This window comes from Streptomyces sp. NBC_01012 (genome assembly GCF_045162755.1).
Taxonomy (GTDB): domain Bacteria; phylum Actinomycetota; class Actinomycetes; order Streptomycetales; family Streptomycetaceae; genus Streptomyces.
Genome location: NZ_CP108688.1, coordinates 6,686,743 through 6,707,895, shown reverse-complemented (window position 1 = coordinate 6,707,895; position 21,153 = coordinate 6,686,743). Strand labels below are relative to the sequence as shown.

Genomic DNA, 21,153 nt, shown 5'->3' with positions numbered 1-21,153 from the left:
TTACTTGTTCTCCTCGGTACGGGCGGCGGCGGACGGCAGGGCGGTCTCGGAACCGCCCAGCAGCAGGTAAAGGACGGCCATGCGGGTGGAGACCCCGTTCGCGACCTGTTCGACGGCGGTGCAGCGGTCGGAGTCGGCGACCTCGGCCGTGATCTCCATGCCGCGGACCATCGGGCCCGGGTGCATCACGATGGCGTGCTCCGGCATCCTGGCCATGCGTTCACCGTCCAGGCCGTAGCGGCGGGAGTACTCGCGCTCGGTCGGGAAGTAGGCGGCGTTCATCCGCTCGCGCTGCACACGGAGCATCATGACCGCGTCGGACTTCGGCAGCACATCGTCGAGGTGGTAGCTGACGTCGCAGGGCCACTGCTCCACGCCGACGGGCACGAGGGTGGGCGGGGCCACCAGGGTGACGTGGGCGCCGAGCGTGTGCAGCAGGTGCACGTTGGAGCGGGCCACGCGGCTGTGCAGGATGTCGCCGACGACCGTGATCCGGCGGCCTTCGAGGTCCCGGCCGATGCCCGCGTCGGGCCCGACCAGCCTGCGGCGCATGGTGAAGGCGTCCAGCAGGGCCTGGGTGGGGTGCTCATGGGTGCCGTCGCCCGCGTTGACCACCGCGCTGTCGATCCAGCCCGAGGTCGCGAGGCGGTACGGGGCCCCCGAGGCGCCGTGCCGGATGACGACGGCGTCGGCGCCCATGGCCTCCAGGGTCAGGGCGGTGTCCTTGAGCGACTCGCCCTTGGAGACGGACGAGCCCTTCGCGGAGAAGTTGATGACGTCGGCCGACAGGCGCTTGGCGGCGGCCTCGAACGAGATCCGGGTCCGGGTCGAGTCCTCGAAGAAGAGGTTGACGACCGTTCGTCCACGCAGGGTGGGGAGCTTCTTGATCGGCCGGTCCGCGACCCTGGCCATCTCCTCGGCGGTGTCGAGGATCAGGACGGCGTCGTCGCGGGTGAGGTCCCCGGCCGAGATGAGGTGACGGGGGGTCCGGGGATTGTCCCCGGGAGGGCGCAGCATCTGGGAGTCTCCGTGAAGGGTGGAGGGTTCAGGCGGGTGGGCGTGCCGAAACAGCCGTGCGTCCGGTGGGAGCGCACGGCACGGGACTCGGCTACTGCTCGCCTGCCGGGATGGTCTGCTTGACGCCGAGCAGCACGGCGTCGCGGCCGTCCTCCTCGGCGAGCTGGACCCTGACCGTCTCCCGCAGCGACGTGGGGAGGTTCTTGCCGACGTAGTCGGCGCGGATCGGGAGTTCGCGGTGGCCGCGGTCGACGAGGACCGCGAGCTGTACGGCACGGGGCCGGCCGATGTCGCCGAGCGCGTCGAGTGCGGCGCGGATCGTGCGGCCGGAGAAGAGCACGTCGTCGACCAGGACGACGAGGCGGTCCTCGATGCCCTCGCCGGGGATCTCGGTGCGTGCGAGTGCGCGCGCGGGGCGCATCCGCAGATCGTCGCGGTACATCGTGATGTCGAGCGATCCGACCGGCGTCTTTCGGCCGGTGATCTCCTCGAGTTTCTCGGCGAGCCGACGGGCGAGGAAAACCCCGCGTGTCGGGATGCCGAGGAGCACCACATCGTCGGCGCCCTTGGCGCGTTCGACGATCTCGTGGGCGATCCGGGTCAGTACCCGGGCGATGTCGGGAGCCTCGAGAACGGGGCGTGCCGCATTGCCGCTGTCGTCATGCTGTGCGTCCATAAGAAACGGACCTCCTTCTCCGCCTCACTGGACGGATGTTAAAGGACGTCGAAATTGCGTCATCCACGTTACCAGGGCTTGTGCGAGGCCCCGACTCCGCCCCCGGGAGGCCGTAGTACGGACCTTTCGGCTTGACGCAGCCAAGTAACGCTGCGTAACCTCACAGTGAGTTACCAGCCACGCGGCAGCCACGCGGCACAGCCGCAGAATGTCCCAGCGTCCGGGGAGCCTTATGTCCAGCGAATACGCAAAGCAGCTCGGGGCCAAGCTCCGCGCCATCCGCACCCAGCAGGGCCTCTCCCTCCACGGCGTGGAGGAGAAGTCGCAGGGCCGCTGGAAGGCCGTCGTGGTCGGTTCCTACGAGCGCGGCGACCGCGCCGTGACCGTTCAGCGCCTTGCCGAGCTGGCCGACTTCTACGGCGTCCCGGTGCAGGAGCTCCTGCCCGGCACGACGCCCGGCGGTGCCGCCGAGCCGCCGCCGAAGCTGGTCCTCGACCTTGAGCGCCTCGCCCATGTGCCGCCGGAGAAGGCCGGACCGCTGCAGCGTTACGCGGCGACGATCCAGAGCCAGCGCGGCGACTACAACGGCAAGGTGCTGTCCATCCGCCAGGACGACCTGCGCACGCTGGCCGTGATCTACGACCAGTCGCCGTCCGTGCTCACGGAGCAGCTGATCAGCTGGGGTGTGCTGGACGCCGACGCGCGTCGCGCCGTCGCGCACGACGAGGGCTGAGCGGCCCCACCCAGACACGTACGCCGGACCGGCAGGGCCCTCGGGCCCCGCCGGTCCGGCGTTTTCCGTGTTCCGGCCGGGCCGGTACGCCGAAGGGCCCACGGTCGCGTGCGACCGTGGGCCCTTTCGTGCGGCTGGACACCGCCGGAGGCTGAGGCTACTGCTCCCGGCGGAGATTCGGCTTGAGGTCCTTGAACCGGGCCAGCAGGCCGTTCACGAAGGTCGGGGAGTCGTCCGTGGAGAACTCCTTGGCGAGCTGGACCGCCTCGTCGATCACCACGGCGTCCGGGGTCGCGTCCATCCAGATCAGCTCGTACGCTCCGAGCCGCAGGATGTTCCGGTCGACGACCGGCATGCGGTCGATCTCCCAGTCCACGGCGTAGGTGACGATGAGGTCGTCGATCCGGTCGGCGTACTGCGCGTACCCCTCGACCAGTTCCATCGTGAATTCCCCGACCGGCGGCTGACGGTCGTCGGTCCGCGAGAGCCGTACCCAGTCCGCGAGGACCGTCTGCACGGACTCACCGCGCTGGTCGGCCTCGAAAAGGATCTGGAAGGCGCGCTTGCGGGCCTTGTTGCGGGCAGCCACGGTTAGCTGTTCACCCGGCCGAGGTAGTCGCCCGAACGGGTGTCGACCTTGATCTTCTCGCCGGTGGTGATGAAGAGCGGTACACCGATCTCGTAGCCGGTCTCCAGCGTGGCGGGCTTGGTGCCACCGGTGGAGCGGTCGCCCTGGACGCCCGGGTCGGTGTGCTGGATGGTCAGCTCGACCGCGGCGGGCAGCTCGACGTAGAGCACCTCGCCCTCGTGCTGCGCGACGGAGGCGGTGAAACCCTCGATCATGAAGTGGGCGGCGTCGCCGACGGCCTTGCGGTCGACCATCAGCTGGTCGTACGTGTCCATGTCCATGAAGACGAAGTAATCGCCGTCCATGTACGAGAACTGCATGTCACGACGGTCGATGGTGGCCGTTTCGACCTTCACACCGGCGTTGAACGTCTTGTCGACGACCTTGCCGGAGAGCACGTTCTTGAGCTTGGTGCGCACGAAGGCGGGGCCCTTGCCGGGCTTGACGTGCTGGAACTCGACGACGGACCAGAGCTGGCCTCCGTCGAGCTTGAGCACCAGGCCGTTCTTGAGGTCGTTCGTGGAAGCCACGGTTGCGGAATCTCCTGGACTGAAGCTGGTGGACGGCCAAGGATGCGCGCCGGAGTCCTCCACGGGGAGATCTCCTAGAGCGCGAGCAGCTCCTTGGTCGTAATGGTGAGTAGCTCGGGTCCGCCGTCCGCCTCGGGGCGCACGACGAGCGTGTCATCGATCCGGACACCGCCCCGGCCCGGGAGGTGGACCCCCGGTTCGACGGTGACCGGCACACAAGCGTCCAGTTTACCCATGGCTGTCGGTGCCAACTGCGGGTCCTCGTCGATTTCGAGCCCCACACCGTGTCCTGTGCTGGGCCTGAGACAGTCCGAGTGGCCCGCGGAGACCAGGAGATGACGGGCCGCGTGGTCCACGTCGCGGTAGCCGGCTCCGGGGCGCAGAGCCTCCCGTCCGGCCCTCTGAGCGGCGAAAACGAGATCGTAGAGCTCGATCTGCCAGTCCGCGGGACTGGTTCCGATGACGAAGGTCCGGCCGATCTCGCAGCGGTAGCCGTGGTAGTTCGCGCCCAGGCAGACGGAAAGGAAATCGCCTTCCTCGACCCTGCGATCGGTGGGCCGGTGGCGGCCCTGACCGGAGTGCGGGCCCGTCCCCACCGAGGTGGCGAAGGCCGGGCCGTCGGCGCCGTGGTCCACCAGACGGCGCTCCAGCTCCAGGGCGAGGTGGCGTTCGGTGCGCCCCACCAGGATGGATTCGAGGAGTTCGCCGAGTGCCTGGTCGGTGATCTCCGCCGCGATCCGCAGACAGGCGATCTCCTCCTCGTCCTTCACCAGGCGCAGCTGTTCCACGCTGGTGCCGAGGTCGCACAGGCGCAGGCCCGGGGCCGCTGAGCCCATGGCGCGGTGGCGGGAGACCGTCAGATCGTGCTCCTCGACCGACAGGGAGCCCGCGTCGAGGCCGCCGGCGAGAGCGGCCGCCGCGACCACCGGGTCGTCGTCGGTCCCGGCCAGGACGCTCACCCGCAGCCCCTCGTCGGGGCGCCCGTGCGCGGGGGCGCCGGTCGGCGCGCGGGGGCAGAGCAGGACATCGTCGGCGGGACCGAGCAGCAGCACGGCGCCCGGCGGGGCACCGCCCGCGAGATAGCGGACGTTCGCGGGGCGGGAGACCAGGGCGGCCGCGGATCCGGCGGCGGCGTACCGGTCGCGCAGCAGCCCGCGTCGGACGGCGTACACCTCTGACATGTTTGTGAGCCTACGAGCGCGGGCGGGGCCTCGCCCGGTCAGCGCACCCGACCGGGAACCTGACCGCCGCTACCAGGCGGGCGGGCTGGCTATGGAGCGCGCCAGGACGTCGTCGAGTACCCGGGCGGTCGTCTCGACGTCGTAGGTGGAGTTGTCGATGATCGGCAGGCCGGAGCCGTACCAGCCGGCCATACGGCCGTGGATGCGGGCGACCTCCTCGTCGGAGAGCCTGCGGTTGCCGCTGCGCGCCGCGTTCCGCTCCAGGACGACCTCCAGGCCTGGCAGGAGGACCACGGGGAGCAGCCCGGGGCCCACATGGCGCTTCCAGCCGCCGAGGCCCACGACAGGGCGGTCGGGAAAGACCGCGTCGTCGAGGATGCAGGAGATGCCGTTGGCCAGGAAATTACGCGCGGCGAAGCCGCAGGTGCGCCGGGCCAGGCGGTACTGGGCCTCGGAGTGGTCGTTCCAGCCGGCCTGCGGGTCGGCGAAGCCCGAGCAGACCCACTCGCGGACGTCGTCCAGGGACACATGCGCGGTGGGCACCCGGCGGCGGCCCGCCCAGAGCTTGGCGACCGTGGTCTTGCCCGCTCCGGCGGGACCGATCAGCAGCACGGCCAGGGTCGCGGCGCCGGTGCCCGCGTCCGCGGGCGGCGCGGGCAGCGGGACGGGGCCGCCCGGCGGCAGCTGGATGTGCCCGGTGGTCTCCGGGGAGGACAGGGCCGGGGCGTGCGGGGGCGCCGACGGCGGCGGCGCCTGCGGCTGGGAGGACCCGGGGGCCATGGGTGGCGGAGGCGGCCCCGCTGGTCCGGGGTGGCCTGGGTGCTGGGCCTGGTGCGTCCACGGCCCGTTACCGGGACCCTGGGGCGGCGGCAGCGGGGCCCCCACTGCGTGCTGCATCCGGTGCCACTCCGTCTCGTACAGGCAACTGGCGCTGGTCGACGGCAACCGTACCTCCCCCGGCCGCCACGCTGTGAACGGGCGGGGGAGGCACGAAGTGCCCGGTGTCAGTCCGTCAGTTCGTCGGCGAGGGCGCGCAGGGCGAGCCGGTAGGAGCCGATCCCGAAGCCCGCCACGGTCCCGGTGGCCACCGGGGCGACCACCGAGGTGTGGCGGAACTCCTCGCGCGCGTACGGATTCGAGATGTGCACCTCGATGAGCGGGGCGGTGCGCTGGGCCGCCGCATCCCGCATCCCGTACGAATAGTGCGTGAAGGCGCCGGGGTTGAGGACGACCGGGAGCGAGCCGTCCGCCGCCTCGTGGAGCCAGCGGATCAGCTCCCCCTCGTCGTTGGTCTCCCGGACGTCGACGTCGAAGCCGAGCTCCTTGCCCAGGGTCCGGCAGGTGTCGACCAGACCGGCGTAGGACGTCGCCCCGTACACATCGGGCTCCCGGGAGCCCAGACGTCCGAGGTTCGGGCCGTTGAGCACGAGAACCCGCCGGGTCGTCACGCGGAGACCTCCCCGTAGGCGGCGAGCAGGACGGCCGGGTCGGGGCCCTCCAGCACGGTGGGCTTGCCGATGCCGTCCAGGACGATGAAGCGCAGCAGGTCACCGCGGGACTTCTTGTCGACCTTCATGTTCTCCAGGAGCTTGGGCCACTGGTCACCGCGGTAGGTGAGGGGCAGCCCGACGGACTCCAGGACGGCGCGGTGACGGTCGGCGGTGGCGTCGTCGAGGCGTCCGGCGAGCCGGCCGAGCTCGGCGGCGAAGACCATGCCGACCGATACGGCCGCCCCGTGGCGCCACTTGTAGCGCTCGTTCTTCTCGATGGCGTGGGCCAGGGTGTGGCCGTAGTTGAGGATCTCCCGCAGACCGGACTCCTTGAGGTCGCTGGAGACGACCTCGGCCTTGACCCGCACCGAGCGTTCGATCAGCTCCGCGGTGTGCGGCCCCGCCGGCGTGCGGGCACCCTCGGGGTCGGCCTCGACGAGGTCGAGGATGACCGGGTCGGCGATGAAACCGGCCTTGATGATCTCGGCCATGCCGGAGACGTAGTCGTTGACCGGGAGCGAGTCCAGCGCGGCGAGGTCGCAGAGCACACCGGCCGGCGGGTGGAAGGCGCCCACGAGGTTCTTGCCCTCGGCGGTGTTGATGCCGGTCTTCCCGCCGACCGCAGCGTCGACCATGCCGAGCACGGTCGTCGGTACGGCGATCCAGCGGACCCCGCGCAGCCAGGAGGCGGCGACGAAGCCCGCGACGTCGGTGGTGGCGCCGCCCCCGACGCCGACGATGACGTCGGTGCGGGTGAAGCCGGTCTGGCCGAGCGCCTTCCAGCAGTAGGCGGCGACCTCGACGGTCTTGGCCTCCTCGGCGTTCGGCAGCTGGATCGCGATGGCCTCGTAGCCCTGGGCGGCGAGGTCCGTGCGGACCGTCTCGCCGGTCTCGGCGAGCGCCTCGGGGTGCAGGACGGCGACGCGCTTGGCACGGTCGCCGATGAGGTTCGGCAGCTCGCCGAGCAGCCGGCGGCCGACGAGCACCTCGTACGGATCGGTGCCCGCCGTGCCGGCGATCTGGATGCGCGTGGTGCCCTGCTCGGTCATCGTTGAGTTCTCCTGGTCGGACGACGGTGCGGGACCGCCTGTGCGCTCCGGCAGTTCCAGTGCCTCGATGATCGCCTGGGCGACCTCGTCGGGAGCGCGTTCGTCGGTGGCCACCGTGACGGCTGCCACCTCTTCGTAGAGCGGTCGCCTGGCGTCCATCAGCTCGCGCCACTGCCGTCGCGGGTTGACCGCGAGGAGGGGCCGGGCGGTGTTGAGACCGACCCTCCGTACGGCCTCGTCCACGTCCATGGAGAGATAGACGACCGGGTGGCCCGCGAGCAGCGCCCGGGTCTCCCCGTCGAGCACGGCGCCGCCGCCGAGCGCGAGGACGCCGGTGTGCCGGTCGACGGCGTCCCGTACGGCCTGCCGCTCCAGGGCCCTGAAGCGTTCCTCGCCCTCGTCGAAGAAGATCTCCGAGATCTCCTTGCCGGCCGTGGCGACGATGTCCGCGTCGGTGTCGCGGTAGGCGGCGCCCAGCCGGTCGGCGAGCAGTCCGCCCACCGTGGACTTGCCGACCCCCATGGGGCCGACCAGGACGATCAGCGGGCCGCTCACCGGATCTGGAGGTGGGAGAGGTACGACTGCACGTTGCGGTGGGTCTCGGCGACGCTGTCCCCGCCGAACTTCTCCGCGACGGCATCGGCCAGCACCAGGGCGACCATCGCCTCGGCGACGATCCCGGCGGCCGGGACGGCACAGACGTCGGAGCGCTGGTGGTGCGCCTTGGTCGCCTCGCCGGTGACGACGTCGACCGTGGCCAGTGCGCGGGGCACGGTGGCGATGGGCTTCATCGCGGCCCGCACGCGCAGCAGTTCGCCGGTGGTGAGACCGCCCTCGGTGCCGCCGGAGCGGCCCGAGGTGCGCCTGATCCCGTCCGCGGTGGACACGATCTCGTCGTGCGCCTTGGATCCCGGCACCCGGGCGAGGTCGAAGCCGTCGCCGACCTCGACGCCCTTGATGGCCTGGATGCCCATCAGCGCGGCGGCCAGACGGGCGTCGAGCCTGCGGTCCCAGTGCACGTGCGAGCCGAGGCCGACGGGCACGCCGTAGGCCAGCACCTCGACGACACCGCCGAGGGTGTCGCCGTCCTTGTGGGCCTGGTCGATCTCCGCGACCATCGCCTTCGACGCGTCGGCGTCCAGGCAGCGCACCGGGTCGGCGTCCAGGCGCTCGACGTCGGAGGGCTCGGGGTGGACGCCGTAGGGCGCCTTGGCCGCGGCCAGCTCGACGACGTGCGAGACGATCTCGATGCCCGCGGTCTCCTTGAGGTAGGAGCGGGCGACGGCGCCGAGGGCGACCCGGGCCGCGGTCTCCCGGGCGCTGGCACGCTCCAGGACCGGCCTGGCCTCGTCGAAGCCGTACTTCTGCATCCCGGCCAGGTCGGCGTGGCCTGGCCTGGGGCGGGTCAGCGGGGCGTTACGGGCCTGCTCGGCCAGCACGTCGGGGTCGACCGGGTCGGCCGACATGACCTGCTCCCACTTGGGCCACTCGGTGTTGCCCACCATGACGGCGACGGGCGAGCCCATGGTCAGGCCGTGCCGGACACCGCCGATGAACGTGACCTCGTCCCGCTCGAACTTCATCCGGGCGCCGCGCCCGTAACCGAGCCGGCGCCTGGCGAGCGCGTCCGCCACCATCTCCGTGGTGACGGGGATACCGGCGGGAAGACCCTCCAGCGTCGCCACCAGTGCGGGGCCGTGCGACTCTCCGGCGGTCAGCCAGCGCAACCTGCTCAACGGTGCTCCTCATGCTCGCGCCTGTAACTGCGACGGCGCGACCCGGGTGCGCGGCCCTGGCCCGCCGCCCCCGATCCTCCCACGATCAGGAGAGCGGATCCGCCGCCGGTCCAGCAGACGGACGTTTGTCCGCCCGTGCGGCGAGGGCCCGCTCGCCCGCGGCCCTCATGACGGCGAGCGGGCCGGGGGTCCGTCCTGTCATCTGCTCGGCCTGGAGTACCGCCTGGTGGACGAGGAGATCGAGGCCCCCGACGACCGTCCCGCCTGCCCCGCCCCAGCGGGCGGCCAGCGCCGTCGGCCAGGGCTCGTACAGCACGTCGAACAGGGTGCCGGGGGCGGCCGGGACGGCGTCCGCGAGGGCGTCCGTGGTGCCGGCCGGTGTGGTGGCGATCACCAGCGGGGCGCCCAGCGCCTCGCCTGCCTCCGCCCAGTCGGCGATCCTGACGTCGACGCCGAGCCGTTCGCCCCAGCCGCGCATCTCGTCCGCCCGTGCCGCGCTGCGCACACAGGCCGTCACCGGTCCCGCGCAGATCGCGGAGAGGGCGGCCAGGGCCGAGGACGCCGTGGCACCCGCGCCCAGGACGGCGGCGGACTCGACCTTCTCCACACCGCGTTCACGCAGGGCGGCGACCATGCCGGGGATGTCCGTGTTGTCGCCGAGGCGACGGCCGTCCTCGGTGAGGACGACCGTGTTGACGGTCTCGACCGAGGCCGCCGTGTCGCTGAGGGAGTCCAGCAGCGGGATGACCGCCCGCTTGAGCGGCATGGTCAGGGAGAGCCCCGCCCAGGAGGAGTCCAGCCCCCCGATGAATCCGGGCAGGGCGGCCTCGTCCACGTCGAAACGCTCGTACGACCAGTGGTCGAGGCCGAGCTCCGCGTACGCGGCCCGGTGCAGGACCGGGGACAGGGAATGGGCGATGGGCGAGCCGAGTACGGCCGCCCGGCGGGTGATGCTCACTGGTCCGCCTTGCTCTCCGCGTACTTCCTGCGGTTGGCCTCGTGCTCCTCGTTCGTCACGGCGAACAGCGTCTTGTCCGCGGTGACGGACACGAAGTAGTACCAGGGGCCGTCCGCGGGGCTGATGGCCGACTGCAGCGCGTCCGCGCCGGGATTGCTGATCGGGCCGGGCGGAAGTCCTCTGATGCTGTACGTGTTGTACGGATCGTCGATCTTCCGCAGGTCGTCGACGGCTCCCACGTCCAGGGTGCTCTCGGCCCGGATGTAATTGACCGTCGAGTCGAATTCGAGCCTGCCGACCGTTTCGAGGTTCGCCGGCTTGAGCCGGTTGTAGACCACCCTCGCGACCTTGTCGAAGTCGTGTTTGTACTTGCCCTCTTCCTGGACAAGGCTCGCCACGGTGATGATGTCGCGCGGCGATTTGAGATTCTGCTCCTTCGCGCTCTTCTCGAGATCGAGCTTGTCGTACTCCTTGTTGGCCCGGGCGACCATCTTCTTGAGGGCGTCCTCCGGCTTCGCGTCCTTGGGAACCGCGTAGGCGGCCGGGAAGAGGAAGCCTTCCAGCGGGTCCTTGATCGCGGGATCGGCCTCCGCCCACTCGGGCAGTCCGAAGCTCTCGGCCTTCGTCTTCGCGACCTTGGCCGTGGTGCCCTTCTTCAGGTCGAGCCGTTTGTCGATCGCCGTGTAGATACCGATGGTGGACGTACCCTCGGGAATGACAAGTGCGTTCTGGCTCTTGGGATTCAGCATCAGCTCGACGGCGCTGTCACCGGACATCTCCTTCTTCAGGAGATAGACGCCGGCCTGGATGGACTCCCCCTTGGGATTCGCTTCCTGGGCGGAGACGAAGGCGTCGACCGATTTCACGACACCGGCCCTCTTCAGGATGTTCGCGATCTCGTTCCCGTAGGCACCCTCGGGAATCTCGACCTCGACCGTGCCCGATCCCTCGCCCTCGAAGTCGGGGGCGTCACCGAACTTGCTCTGGTAGTACGAGTAACCCAGGTAGGCCACTCCCCCGACGCCTCCGGCCAGGACCAGCGAGATGACCAGGCAGGCGCAGCCACCGCGCTTCTTCTTGCCCTTGCCGCGGCGCTCACCGCCGCCACGGGAATCGCCCGGGTCGTCGTCGTGGTCGTCGTACGAGTCGTCCCCTCGGGAGCGCGTGCGGGAGCCGGGGTCCTCGGCCGGTTCGTCGGCACCCGTGAAGAAGGGGTGCGTCTCCTCCTGCGGCTCCTCCGGGTCCCAGTCGGGGCCCTGCCGCTGCGCGGGTTCCTCACGCCGCCCCGGGGGCTGCGGCGGAGGGTAGGCCCCGGGGGTTCCGTAGTAGTCGGCCTGTTCGTCGTAGCCGCCGGGGTTCTCGCCGTACTGCGGCTGCTGCTGCGCCGCGTACGGCATCGCCGCCTGCTGGCCGGTGTCCCAGCCGCCGTCGTACTGGGGGTGCTGCTGAGGCTGGGCGTACGGGTCCTGCGGGTAGCCGCCGCCGTACTGCTGCTGCTGGTACTGCTGCTGTGCGTACGGATCGTGCTGCTGCTGCGGCTCGTACGGGTCCTGCTGGTAGCCCTGCTGGGCGTACGGGTCCTGGGGGTAGGGCTGCTGCTGGCCTTCGTACTGGCCCTGGCCGTGGGCGGCCTGGTGGCCTCCCCATCCCTGGTCCCCGTACAGGGGATCCTCGGGATGCCACGGTTCGGGGCGTGGGCCCCGGCCATACTCAGTCATCGATCCCCTTGAGCCGCGAGACGACGCTCCGTCTCTTCCGCTTTGCTGTGCGGTGTCTGTTCGAACACCGGCGCATCGCGCGGAACGTTACCGTATCGCGATCAGACAACCACTTCGACGCCCTCGCCGGGGGCAGCGCCTGACGCCCGTTCGGACTCCAGAGCGTTCTGAAGGATCACCACAGCGGCAGCCTGGTCGATGACAGACCGGCCCTTCTTGGACTTCACACCCGAGGCGCGCAGCCCGTGGGCGGCCGTCACTGTGGTCATCCTCTCGTCCACGAGACGCACCGGGACCGGTGCGATCCCGCGGGCGAGCACCTGGGCGAAGGCGCGGACCTTCGCGGCCGCCGGGCCTTCGCCGCCGCCCAGCGAGCGGGGCAGTCCGACGATGACCTCGATCGGCTCGTACTCCTCGACGAGCCGGCCGAGCCGCCGGTGGGCGGCCGGGACGTCGCGTCCCTGCACGGTCTCCACCGGCGTGGCGAGGATCCCGTCGGGGTCGCACGAGGCGACCCCGATACGGGCGTCACCGACGTCGACGGCGAGCCGGCGTCCACGGCGCAGCTGAGGCACGTCCGGTGTCATGCCGTCTCGGTGACGAGGCGTTCGACAGCGGCGACGGCGTCGCCGATGGCGTCCGGGTTCTGGCCGCCGCCCTGGGCGACGTCCGGCTTGCCGCCGCCCCCGCCACCGAGGGTCTTGGCTGCGGTGCGCACCAGCTCACCGGCCTTGAGGCCGCGCTCGCGGGCCGGCTCGTTGGTGGCGATGACGGTCAGCGGGCGGCCGTTGGCCACGGTGAACAGGGCCACGACAGCCGGCCGGCCGCCCTGGATACGCCCGCGCACATCGAGGACCAGCTTGCGCAGGTCGTCGGCCGAGGTGCCGGACGGCACCTCTCCGGTGACCAGCGCGACACCGCGTACGTCCCTGGCGGACTCCACGAGTCCGGCGGCGGCGGCCAGGACCTTCTCCGCGCGGAACTTCTCGATCTCCTTCTCGGCGTCCTTGAGCTTGCCGAGCATGCCGGAGATCTTCTCGGGGAGCTCCTCGGAACGGCCCTTGAGCAGCTCCTGGAGCTGGGCGACGACCGTGTGCTCCTTGGCGAGGAAGTTGTACGCGTCGACGCCGACCAGGGCCTCGATACGGCGCACACCGGAACCGATCGAGGACTCGCCGAGCAGCTTCACCAGGCCCAGCTGGGCGGTGTTGTGGACGTGCGTCCCGCCGCACAGCTCCTTGGAGAAGTCGCCGATGGTGACGACCCTGACCCGCTCGCCGTACTTCTCGCCGAACTCGGCGATGGCGCCCTGCTTCTTGGCGTCGTCGATGGACATGACCTCGGCCTGGACGTCGAGCTCCCTGGCCAGCACCTCGTTGATCTTCTGCTCGACGTCGGTGAGCACCGTGCCGGGTACGGCGGCGGGCGAGCCGAAGTCGAAGCGGAAGCGGCCGGGCGAGTTCTCCGAGCCTGCCTGGGCGGCCGTGGGGCCGAGCGCGTCGCGCAGCGCCTGGTGGGTCAGGTGCGTGGCGCTGTGGGCGCGGGCGATGGCCCGGCGACGGGTGGTGTCGATGACGGCGAGTGCCGAGGACCCGACCGTCACCTCACCGACCTGCACCGAGCCCTTGTGGACCGAGACGCCGGGGACGGGCTGCTGCACGTCGCGGACCTGGATGACGGCGCCGCTGTCGAGCCGGATCCTGCCCTGGTCGGCGAGCTGGCCGCCGCCCTCGGCGTAGAACGGGGTGCGGTCGAGGACGACCTCGACGTCGTCGCCCTCGGTGGCCGCGGGCGAGGGGACACCGTCGACGAGGAGGCCGACGATCTTCGACTCGCCCTCGACGGAGGTGTAGCCGGTGAATTCTGTGACGCCGGAGTTGTCGGCGACCTCGCGGTAGGCCGACAGGTCGGCGTGCCCGGTCTTCTTGGCCTTGGCGTCGGCCTTGGCGCGCTCCCGCTGCTCCTTCATCAGGCGGCGGAAACCGTCCTCGTCGACGGAGAGGCCCTGTTCGGCGGCCATCTCCAGCGTGAGGTCGATCGGGAAGCCCCAGGTGTCGTGGAGCAGGAACGCCTTGTCGCCGGCCAGGACCTGGCCACCGGCGGCCTTGGTCTCGGTGACGGCGGTGTCGAGGATGTTCGTGCCGCCCTTGAGTGCCTTGAGGAAGGCGGCCTCCTCGGCGAGGGCGACCGTCTCGATGCGCTTGCGGTCGGTGATCAGCTCGGGGTACTGCAGCCCCATGGTGTCGACGACGACGTCGACGAGCTCACGGACGACGGGCCCGGTGGCGCCCATGAGGCGCATGTTGCGGATGGCGCGGCGCATGATCCGGCGCAGGACGTAGCCACGACCCTCGTTGCCCGGGGTGACGCCGTCGCCGATGAGCATCACCGAGGTACGGATGTGGTCGGCGACGACGCGCAGGGAGACGTCGGAGCCCTGCTCGGCGCCGTAGCGCACACCGGTGAGCTCGGTGGCCTTGTCCATGACGACGCGCAGGGTGTCGGTCTCGTACATGTTCTGTACGCCCTGGAGGATCATGGCGAGGCGTTCGAGGCCGAGGCCCGTGTCGATGTTCTGCGACGGCAGGTCACCGAGGATCGGGAAGTCCTCCTTGCCGTCGCCCGCGCCCCGCTCGTACTGCATGAAAACCAGGTTCCAGATCTCCACGTACCGCTCGTCGTTGACGGCGGGGCCGCCCTCGGCGCCGAACTCGGGGCCGCGGTCGTAGTTGATCTCGGAGCACGGGCCGCAGGGTCCTGGGACGCCCATGGACCAGAAGTTGTCCTTCTTGCCCAGGCGCTGGATGCGCTCGGCCGGGACGCCGATCTTCTCGCGCCAGATCCGCTCGGCCTCGTCGTCGTCGAGGTAGACCGTGATCCACAGGCGCTCGGGGTCGAGGCCGAAGCCGCCGTCGGCGACGGAGCCGGTGAGGGCCTCCCAGGCGTACTGGATGGCCCCTTCCTTGAAGTAGTCCCCGAAGGAGAAGTTGCCGCACATCTGGAAGAAGGTGCCGTGCCGGGTGGTCTTGCCGACCTCTTCGATGTCCGGCGTGCGCACGCACTTCTGCACGCTGGTGACGCGCGGGGCGGGCGGCTTGACCTCACCGAGGAAGTAGGGCTTGAAGGGGACCATGCCCGCGGGGACCAGCAGCAGAGTCGGGTCGTCCGCGATGAGCGACGCCGAAGGCACGACGGTGTGGCCGCGCTCCTCGAAAAAGCTCAGCCAGCGGCGGCGAATTTCAGCCGACTCCATTAGTGGTCCTCATTCCGGTTGTTCGAGTTGTAGGGAAGTGCCCGGTGGACGGCGAGCTCGGGGTCGGGCGGCGCCTCGATACCGAGTGCCCCGCCCAGTTCGGCCTCGCGCCTGACCATGCCCTCACGGACGTCGAGTGCGAAGTCCTTCAGCCGGTGACCCGCGTCGAGCGCCTTGTCGGCGGCCTGCGCCGCGAGGCTCTCGGGAGTCAGCTGCCGGATCTTGCGGTTGACCTTGGTGGTGGCCCAGACACCGGCGGCTGCGCCGGCGGTGAACCAGAACGTACGGCGGAACATCGCTGGTTCAGTCCTTCTGTCCGCGGGAGCTTCGGCCGTTCCGCTTCCTGGCGCGGGCGGACGGCACGGTACGGCCGACGATCACGGCGCGGCGGGAGGTCCGGCCGGCCGGCTCGGGCTCGGCTGCGGTGCGGCGGCCGATCGCCTGCCGCACCCCGTAGCCGAACGCCGCGACCTTCACGAGTGGGCCGCCGAACGTCGAAGCGACCGTGGTGGAGAGCGCCGAGGCGTTGGAGGTGACCTCCTGGACGTCGCTCGCGATGGCGTCGACCTTGTCCAGCTGGCTCTGCGCGGAGCGCAGCGTGGCGGAGGCGTCCGCGAGCAGCGGAACCGCCTGCTCGGTCACGTCCGCCACCAGGGCGGTGGCCGCCCTGAGCGTCTGGGCCAGTCTCACCAGTACCACGGCGAGGAAGGACACCAGGATCGCCCAGAAGACAGCCACCAGGATGCCGGCCACCTCTCCACCGGACACAGTGCACCGCTCTCTGTTTCGTCGCCCGCACCGGCCGGGACCTCTCCCGGCCGCTGTCTGCCTGCCACCGCTCGGCCGGCGCGTCCTGCCACCACTGCCGATCGTCGTCCCCCGAGCCTATCGCGCCGGACGTCACGCGCCGTACCGCATTACGGGGCGGCGTGGGCCCCCTCGACGCGGGGAGATTGTACGGAGAGCTTATGTGCCAGTACTCTGCGTGTTTCATGCGACGCCCTCAGCGCCCCTCCCCCACGCCCGACGACGCGGAGCCCGCCGCCGTACGCGGAAATCTCCCCGCGGAGCTGAACACCTTCGTGGGACGTGACGACGAACTGGCCCAACTGGAGCCGCTGCTGCGGAAGTCCAGGCTCGTCACCGTCGCCGGTGTGGCCGGGGTCGGCAAGACCCGCTTCGTGACCAGAGTCGCCGCACTGATGGAGAAACGGTACTGCGACGGTGTCTGGATCGTCGAGCTCTCGACCGTCCAGGACCCCGAACTGCTCGAACACGCACTTGTCGACGCGCTGGGCATCACCGAACAGACCGGCAGACCACCCCGCACGATGCTGCTCGAACACTGCGCGGAACGCCGGCTCCTGCTCGTGATCGACGGCTTCGAGCAGCTGACCGACGCGTGCGCCTCGCTGGTACGGGAGCTGCTGCGCCGGTCGCCCCACCTCAAGGTGCTGGCGGCCGGGCGGCGCCCGCTGCGGGTGGACGGTGAACTCACCTTCCCCCTGCTGCCGATGAGGGAGGACGACGCCCTGGAGCTCTTCACCCGGCGTGCCGCCGCGGTGCGCCCCGGGGTCCTGCGGACGGACGCCGACCGGGAGACCGCACGGGAGCTCTGCCGCCGTCTCGACGGCATCCCGCTGGCCCTTGAGCTCGCCGCGGGGCGGCTGCGCGCCCTGACGACGGAGCAGGTGCTGCACCGCCTCGACGACCGGTTCCGGCTGCTGACCGGGGGCAGCCCCAGCGCGCTACCCCGCCATCAGACACTGCGTACGGCGATCGGCTGGAGCCATGAGCTGTGCGCCCCCGAGCAGCGCCTGCTGTGGGCGCGGCTCTCGGTGTTCGCCGGGCAGTTCGACCTGGAGGCCGTCGAGTACATCTGCAGCGGCCCCGGTCTGCCGGCCGATTCCGTGCTGGACGTGCTGGACGAGCTGCTCGCCCAGTCCGTGGTGCTGCGCGAGGACTGCGCCGTCGGCAGCCGCTACCGGCTGCTGGACACCGTGCGGGAGTACGGAGCCGAGTGGCTGCGGGCGACGGGGGACGCCGAGCGGCTGCGGCACAGGCACCGGGACTGGTATCTGGGGCTTGCCACCTGGTGCGAGCTCGACTGGTTCAGCCCCAGGCAGGCGGAGGTCGCCGCCCGGATCGACAGCGAGCTGCCCAATCTCCGCCGTGCGATGGAGTGCTCGATGGAGAGTCCCGACGAGGTTCATCTCGCGCAGTACCTGGCGGGCACGCTCTGGTTCTACTGGGTGGGCTGCGGACGTCTGTCGGAGGGCCGCCACTGGCTGGACCACGTGCTGGAGGCGGAGTCGCCCCCCGACCACTCGCGCCTGAAGGCCCTGTGGGTGCTGGGGTACGTCGCCGTGCTCCAGGGGGATCCGGCCGGCGCGGTCTCGGCTCTGCAGGAGTGCCGCGAGGAGGGCGAGCGCTCGGGGGACGCCACGGCGGTGGCCTACGCCGCGCACCGTACGGGCTGTCTCTCGCTCGTCACGGACGACCCGGTCCGCGCGGAGGGACTGCTGCGCGAGGCGCTCGATCGTTACCGGGAGATCGGCGAGCTGAACAGCAATGTCCTGATGGCCCAGGTGGAGCTGGGCATGGCCGTGGCCTTCCGCGGTGACCTGGACGCGGCCTCGGTGATCTGTCAGGAGGTCAGGGAGATCTGCGAGGACCACGGTGAGCGGTGGACCCTGGCCTACGCGCTGTACGTCCTGGGCTTCGCGGCCCTGCGGGCGGGGGCGTGCACGCGCGCACGCCGGATGCTCGGGGAGGCCCTCTCCATCGGCCACGCCTTCCACGATCTGCTCGGCACGGCACTCTCGCTGGAGCTGCTGGCCCTCATCACGGTGACCGAGGGCGACGCGTCGGAGGCCGCGGTGCTCCAGGGTGCGGCGGACCGGATCTGGCCTTCGGTGGGCCTGCCGCTGTTCGGTTCCGTCCACTACGGCAGGCCCAGGACCGAGTGCGAGAAGCGCGCCAGGGCGGAGCTCGGAGACACGCGGTACGAGACGGAGCGGCGCCTGGGCCTCCGGCTGGACGCGAACGCGGCGGTGGCGCGGGCGCTCAGGACCGGCCGGGAGGACGCCGGCCCGGACGGCGGTGGCACGGCCCCCGAGGGCGAAGGCGCGGCGCCGGAGGCGTCGCCCGGCGGCGGGGCGGCCGATGCGGCAGGGGAAACGCGAAGGCCCGCCGCCTCCCGTACGACAGGGAGGGGCGGGCCCGAGCTCGGTCGATAGCTACGCCTGCGTCAGCGGGCGTAGTACTCGACGACGAGCTGCTCGTCGCAGATGACCGGAATTTCCTTGCGGTTCGGGTCACGGTCCAGGCGGAAGGCCAGGGCCTTCAGGTTCACCTGGAGGTAGCGCGGGGTCTCGCCCTCGGTGTCGAAGCCACCCTCGCGGGCCACCTGGAAGGGGACCTTGGCGCGGCTGCGCTCGCGGACCTGGACGACGTCGTCGGGGCGCACGCGGAAGGACGGCTTGTCGACCTTGCCACCGTTGACCTCGATGTGGCCGTGGACGACCATCTGACGAGCCTGGTAGATCGTCTTGGCGATGCCCGAGCGCAGGACCAGGGCGTCGAGACGACGCTCCAGCTCGACGACCAGCGCCTCGCCCGTCTTGCCCTCGGCCTTACGGGCGCGGTCGTAGGCGCGCGCCATCTGACGCTCGCTGATGTCGTACTGCGCACGCAGACGCTGCTTCTCGAGCAGACGGACCTTGTAGTCCGAGTTCTGCTTGCGGCCACGGCCGTGCTCGCCCGGCGGGTAGGGGCGGGCTTCGAAGTACTTGACAGCCTTCGGCGTCAGGGCGATGCCGAGTGCACGCGACTTCTTGACCTTGGGACGCGACTGGTTAGGCACGTTCTCCAGACCTCCGTTGTAGGTTAGGTTAGGCTTACCTTACTCAAGGAGATCGCATGTCTCGCCCTGGGAACACCACACACGTCACGGACAGCACAGACAGCGACGGCGCACAAGAAGGCGCCGCAACGACGGAAGGCCGATCTGATCGTGGTCAGCCGCGTCCCAGCGGGCTTGAAAACACTCGGATGCCGTCAGCAGCCGAGCGCACACGAACTCTCGTACAGAGTACCTGCTCCGCGGTGCTGCTCGTACCGGGGCTGTCGGTGATCCACCCGGACCAGCTGATGCCCGACAGCAGGAGCATCGGCCCGGAGGGGGATCTGTTCCTCGGATTCCCGGCCGAATCCCCGGTCGTGCGGGCCGCGACCCGCGCTCAGGGCGACGAACTGACCGCTGTGCTGGAGATCACCGATGTCGCCCCGGTCTCCGTGCCGCACCGGATCCGCGGCCGTGCCCGGATCGCCGGCTGGCTCACCGCGGTGCCGGGGCTCGGGCAACCCGGCCGGATGGTGCTCCGGCTGGAGACCGGGGAGGCGTCGGTCGACGACCTGTGGGGATTCGACGAGGTGGAGCCCGAGGACTTCCGCGACGCCGTCGCCGATCCGCTGGTCGACCACGAGGCCGAGCTGCTCCAGCATCTGCACGCCGCCCACAGCGAGCAGCTGGCCACCCTGTCCGCGCTGCTCGGTGACCGTGCCGAGTGCGGCTGCGCGGACCACAGGCTCGCCGCCGTGCCCGTCGCGCTCGACCGCTTCGGCCTCCGGGTGCGGTTCGTGGAGAACGGTGACGCCTGCTTCGACGCCCGGTTCGAATTTCCCGAGCCCGTACGCGACATCACCGAGCTGCGCCGCGCGATGCACACCCTCTTCGAAGCGGCGTCCTGCTGAGCGGCGTCCCGCTGGGCGGCTTCCTGCTGGGCGGCAGCCGTCAGGAGGACGACGGACCGCCCGGCTCGCCGCGGCCCAGCCGCTCACGGACCCGGTCGGCCACATCGGCGTACCGTGCCTCCGCGCCGTAGCGCGTGGGTTCGTAGTAACGCCTGCCGCGGACGGCGTCCGGGGCGTACTCCTGGGCGGCGATCCCGCCGGGCACGTCGTGCGGGTAGACATAGCCCTGGGCGTGGCCCAGCTTGGCCGCGCCCTTGTAGTGACCGTCACGCAGATGGGCCGGGACCGGGCCCGCGAGGCCCCGGCGCACATCCTCCTGCGCGGCGGAGATCGCCAGGGTCGCCGCATTGGACTTGGGTGCGAGCGCCAGCGCGATCGTGGCATGGCTGAGGGTGAGAGCCGCCTCGGGAAAGCCGATCATGGCGACGGCCTGGGCGGCCGCCACCGCTGTGGGCAGCGCCGTCGGATCGGCGAGTCCGATGTCCTCGCTCGCGGAGATCATCAGCCGTCTCGCGATGAAGCGGGGGTCCTCGCCCGCCTCGATCATCCGGGCCAGATAGTGCAGGGCCGCGTCCACGTCGGATCCGCGGATCGACTTGATCAGGGCGCTCGCCACGTCGTAGTGCTGGTCGCCGTCGCGGTCGTACTTCACGGCGGCGCGGTCGACGGTCTCCTCCAGCGTCGTGAGCGTGATCTCCCGCTCGTGCGTGGTGAGAGCCGCTCCCGCAGCGGCCTCCAGCGCGGTCAGCGCACGCCGCGCGTCACCGCCGGCGATGCGCAGCAGATGCGCCTCGGCGTCATCGGGCAGGGTGACGGCACCGCCGAGGCCACGCTCCTCGGTCAGCGCCCGGCGCAGGAGCGCCCGCAGATCCTCGTCCGTGAGCGGCTCAAGGGTGAGGAGCAGGGAGCGCGACAGCAGGGGGGAGATGATCGAGAAGTACGGATTCTCCGTGGTGGCCGCGATCAGCGTGACCCAGCGGTTCTCCACGGCGGGGAGCAGGGAGTCCTGCTGGGCCTTGGAGAAGCGGTGGATCTCGTCGAGGAAGAGAACGGTCTCCTTGCCGAAACCGCCGGTGGCGCGGCGCGCGCCCTCGATGACGGCCCGGACCTCCTTGACTCCCGCGGTGATCGCGGAGAGCTCGACGAAGCGCTTGTTGGTGGCCTTGCTGACCACATACGCCAGGGTGGTCTTGCCGGTGCCCGGCGGCCCCCAGAGGATCACCGACGAGGGGCCTGCGGGCCCTCCACCGCCCTCACCGACGAGACGGCGCAGCGGCGAGCCCGGCTTGAGCAGATGCTGCTGGCCGACGACCTCGTCCAGCGTACGAGGGCGCATCCGGACAGCGAGGGGGCTGCTGGACGGGTCCTTCTCCTGGCGGTCTTCGGCTGCTGCGGTAAAGAGGTCGGGCTCCACGTCGAGAAGCCTATG

Annotated in this window: 20 protein-coding genes; 3 read left to right on the top strand and 17 right to left on the bottom strand. The window is 70.8% G+C overall.

Annotated features, from left to right (window positions below):
* Window positions 1–1,017, bottom strand: a complete 1,017-nt coding sequence (locus OG623_RS30025; protein WP_406150708.1) for an aspartate carbamoyltransferase catalytic subunit — start codon at window positions 1,015–1,017, stop codon at window positions 1–3.
* 91 nt (window positions 1,018–1,108) lie between these two features.
* Complete coding sequence (pyrR, locus tag OG623_RS30020) at window positions 1,109–1,693, bottom strand: bifunctional pyr operon transcriptional regulator/uracil phosphoribosyltransferase PyrR (protein WP_406150707.1); 585 nt, start codon at window positions 1,691–1,693, stop codon at window positions 1,109–1,111.
* A 232-nt stretch (window positions 1,694–1,925) separates the two neighbouring features.
* Here pyrR and bldD point away from each other — a divergent pair, with 232 nt between their 5' ends.
* Entirely contained in the window at window positions 1,926–2,426 is a 501-nt protein-coding gene (bldD, locus tag OG623_RS30015; RefSeq protein WP_014157378.1) for a transcriptional regulator BldD, read from the top strand.
* Between the two features lie 157 nt (window positions 2,427–2,583).
* Here bldD and nusB read toward each other — a convergent pair whose 3' ends face one another.
* From nusB to OG623_RS29950, 13 genes are all read right to left on the bottom strand, one after another.
* On the bottom strand, window positions 2,584–3,015 hold the full coding sequence (nusB, locus tag OG623_RS30010) for a transcription antitermination factor NusB (protein ID WP_362890234.1): 432 nt from the start codon (window positions 3,013–3,015) through the stop codon (window positions 2,584–2,586).
* 2 nt (window positions 3,016–3,017) lie between these two features.
* Window positions 3,018–3,584, bottom strand: coding sequence for an elongation factor P (gene efp, locus OG623_RS30005; RefSeq protein WP_406150706.1), 567 nt, complete (start codon window positions 3,582–3,584; stop codon window positions 3,018–3,020).
* Between the two features lie 74 nt (window positions 3,585–3,658).
* Window positions 3,659–4,765, bottom strand: coding sequence for a M24 family metallopeptidase (locus OG623_RS30000; RefSeq protein WP_406150704.1), 1,107 nt, complete (start codon window positions 4,763–4,765; stop codon window positions 3,659–3,661).
* Between the two features lie 69 nt (window positions 4,766–4,834).
* A complete protein-coding gene (locus OG623_RS29995; RefSeq protein WP_406150702.1) occupies window positions 4,835–5,662 on the bottom strand; it encodes a Pro-rich N-terminal domain-containing protein in 828 nt (275 codons plus the stop codon).
* Between the two features lie 107 nt (window positions 5,663–5,769).
* Window positions 5,770–6,213 (bottom strand): type II 3-dehydroquinate dehydratase, encoded by a 444-nt coding sequence (gene aroQ, locus OG623_RS29990; protein WP_406150701.1) that lies wholly within the window; start codon window positions 6,211–6,213, stop codon window positions 5,770–5,772.
* Window positions 6,210–7,859 carry a 3-dehydroquinate synthase gene (aroB, locus tag OG623_RS29985; protein ID WP_406150699.1) on the bottom strand — a complete coding sequence of 550 codons (1,650 nt, stop codon included), beginning with the start codon at window positions 7,857–7,859 and terminating at the stop codon, window positions 6,210–6,212. The genes aroQ and aroB overlap by 4 nt, the downstream gene beginning before the upstream one ends.
* A complete protein-coding gene (gene aroC / locus OG623_RS29980; RefSeq protein ID WP_406150698.1) occupies window positions 7,856–9,040 on the bottom strand; it encodes a chorismate synthase in 1,185 nt (394 codons plus the stop codon). Before aroC ends, aroB begins: the two co-directional genes overlap by 4 nt.
* A gap of 85 nt (window positions 9,041–9,125) precedes the next feature.
* A complete protein-coding gene (locus OG623_RS29975; protein ID WP_406150697.1) occupies window positions 9,126–9,998 on the bottom strand; it encodes a shikimate dehydrogenase in 873 nt (290 codons plus the stop codon).
* A complete protein-coding gene (gene mltG, locus OG623_RS29970) occupies window positions 9,995–11,716 on the bottom strand; it encodes an endolytic transglycosylase MltG (protein WP_406150696.1) in 1,722 nt (573 codons plus the stop codon). The genes OG623_RS29975 and mltG overlap by 4 nt, the downstream gene beginning before the upstream one ends.
* A 101-nt stretch (window positions 11,717–11,817) precedes the next feature.
* Window positions 11,818–12,303, bottom strand: coding sequence for a Holliday junction resolvase RuvX (gene ruvX / locus OG623_RS29965; RefSeq protein WP_406150695.1), 486 nt, complete (start codon window positions 12,301–12,303; stop codon window positions 11,818–11,820).
* Window positions 12,300–14,969, bottom strand: coding sequence for an alanine--tRNA ligase (gene alaS / locus OG623_RS29960; protein WP_406150694.1), 2,670 nt, complete (start codon window positions 14,967–14,969; stop codon window positions 12,300–12,302). The genes ruvX and alaS overlap by 4 nt, the downstream gene beginning before the upstream one ends.
* Window positions 14,969–15,265 (bottom strand): DUF6167 family protein, encoded by a 297-nt coding sequence (locus OG623_RS29955; protein WP_362890256.1) that lies wholly within the window; start codon window positions 15,263–15,265, stop codon window positions 14,969–14,971. The genes alaS and OG623_RS29955 overlap by 1 nt, the downstream gene beginning before the upstream one ends.
* A gap of 7 nt (window positions 15,266–15,272) precedes the next feature.
* Window positions 15,273–15,722 carry a DUF948 domain-containing protein gene (locus OG623_RS29950; RefSeq protein WP_362890476.1) on the bottom strand — a complete coding sequence of 150 codons (450 nt, stop codon included), beginning with the start codon at window positions 15,720–15,722 and terminating at the stop codon, window positions 15,273–15,275.
* Window positions 15,723–15,961: 239 nt separating this feature from the next.
* On the opposite strand from OG623_RS29950, the gene OG623_RS29945 reads away from it, so the two are divergent.
* Window positions 15,962–18,208 carry an ATP-binding protein gene (locus OG623_RS29945; RefSeq protein ID WP_406150692.1) on the top strand — a complete coding sequence of 749 codons (2,247 nt, stop codon included), beginning with the start codon at window positions 15,962–15,964 and terminating at the stop codon, window positions 18,206–18,208.
* A gap of 11 nt (window positions 18,209–18,219) precedes the next feature.
* On the opposite strand, the gene rpsD is transcribed toward OG623_RS29945, so the two are convergent.
* A complete protein-coding gene (gene rpsD / locus OG623_RS29940) occupies window positions 18,220–18,834 on the bottom strand; it encodes a 30S ribosomal protein S4 (RefSeq protein WP_406150691.1) in 615 nt (204 codons plus the stop codon).
* Window positions 18,835–19,022: 188 nt separating this feature from the next.
* On the opposite strand from rpsD, the gene OG623_RS29935 reads away from it, so the two are divergent.
* Window positions 19,023–19,724: a DUF2470 domain-containing protein gene (locus tag OG623_RS29935; RefSeq protein WP_406150689.1), complete on the top strand. Its 702-nt coding sequence runs from the start codon at window positions 19,023–19,025 to the stop codon at window positions 19,722–19,724.
* Between the two features lie 40 nt (window positions 19,725–19,764).
* Here OG623_RS29935 and OG623_RS29930 read toward each other — a convergent pair whose 3' ends face one another.
* A complete protein-coding gene (locus OG623_RS29930) occupies window positions 19,765–21,138 on the bottom strand; it encodes a replication-associated recombination protein A (protein ID WP_406150688.1) in 1,374 nt (457 codons plus the stop codon).
* Window positions 21,139–21,153 lie beyond the last annotated feature (15 nt).

Bases quoted from the DNA above. Each gene is read 5' to 3' on its own strand.
- OG623_RS30025 (WP_406150708.1), bottom strand. From the start codon at position 1,017: ATGCTGCGCCCTCCCGGGGACAATCCCCGGACCCCCCGTCACCTCATC.
- pyrR (WP_406150707.1), bottom strand. From the start codon at position 1,693: ATGGACGCACAGCATGACGACAGCGGCAATGCGGCACGCCCCGTTCTC.
- bldD (WP_014157378.1), top strand. From the start codon at position 1,926: ATGTCCAGCGAATACGCAAAGCAGCTCGGGGCCAAGCTCCGCGCCATC.
- OG623_RS30000 (WP_406150704.1), bottom strand. From the start codon at position 4,765: ATGTCAGAGGTGTACGCCGTCCGACGCGGGCTGCTGCGCGACCGGTAC.
- OG623_RS29995 (WP_406150702.1), bottom strand. From the start codon at position 5,662: ATGCAGCACGCAGTGGGGGCCCCGCTGCCGCCGCCCCAGGGTCCCGGT.
- mltG (WP_406150696.1), bottom strand. From the start codon at position 11,716: ATGACTGAGTATGGCCGGGGCCCACGCCCCGAACCGTGGCATCCCGAG.
- ruvX (WP_406150695.1), bottom strand. From the start codon at position 12,303: ATGACACCGGACGTGCCTCAGCTGCGCCGTGGACGCCGGCTCGCCGTC.
- alaS (WP_406150694.1), bottom strand. From the start codon at position 14,969: ATGGAGTCGGCTGAAATTCGCCGCCGCTGGCTGAGCTTTTTCGAGGAG.
- OG623_RS29955 (WP_362890256.1), bottom strand. From the start codon at position 15,265: ATGTTCCGCCGTACGTTCTGGTTCACCGCCGGCGCAGCCGCCGGTGTC.
- OG623_RS29945 (WP_406150692.1), top strand. From the start codon at position 15,962: ATGCGACGCCCTCAGCGCCCCTCCCCCACGCCCGACGACGCGGAGCCC.
- OG623_RS29935 (WP_406150689.1), top strand. From the start codon at position 19,023: ATGCCGTCAGCAGCCGAGCGCACACGAACTCTCGTACAGAGTACCTGC.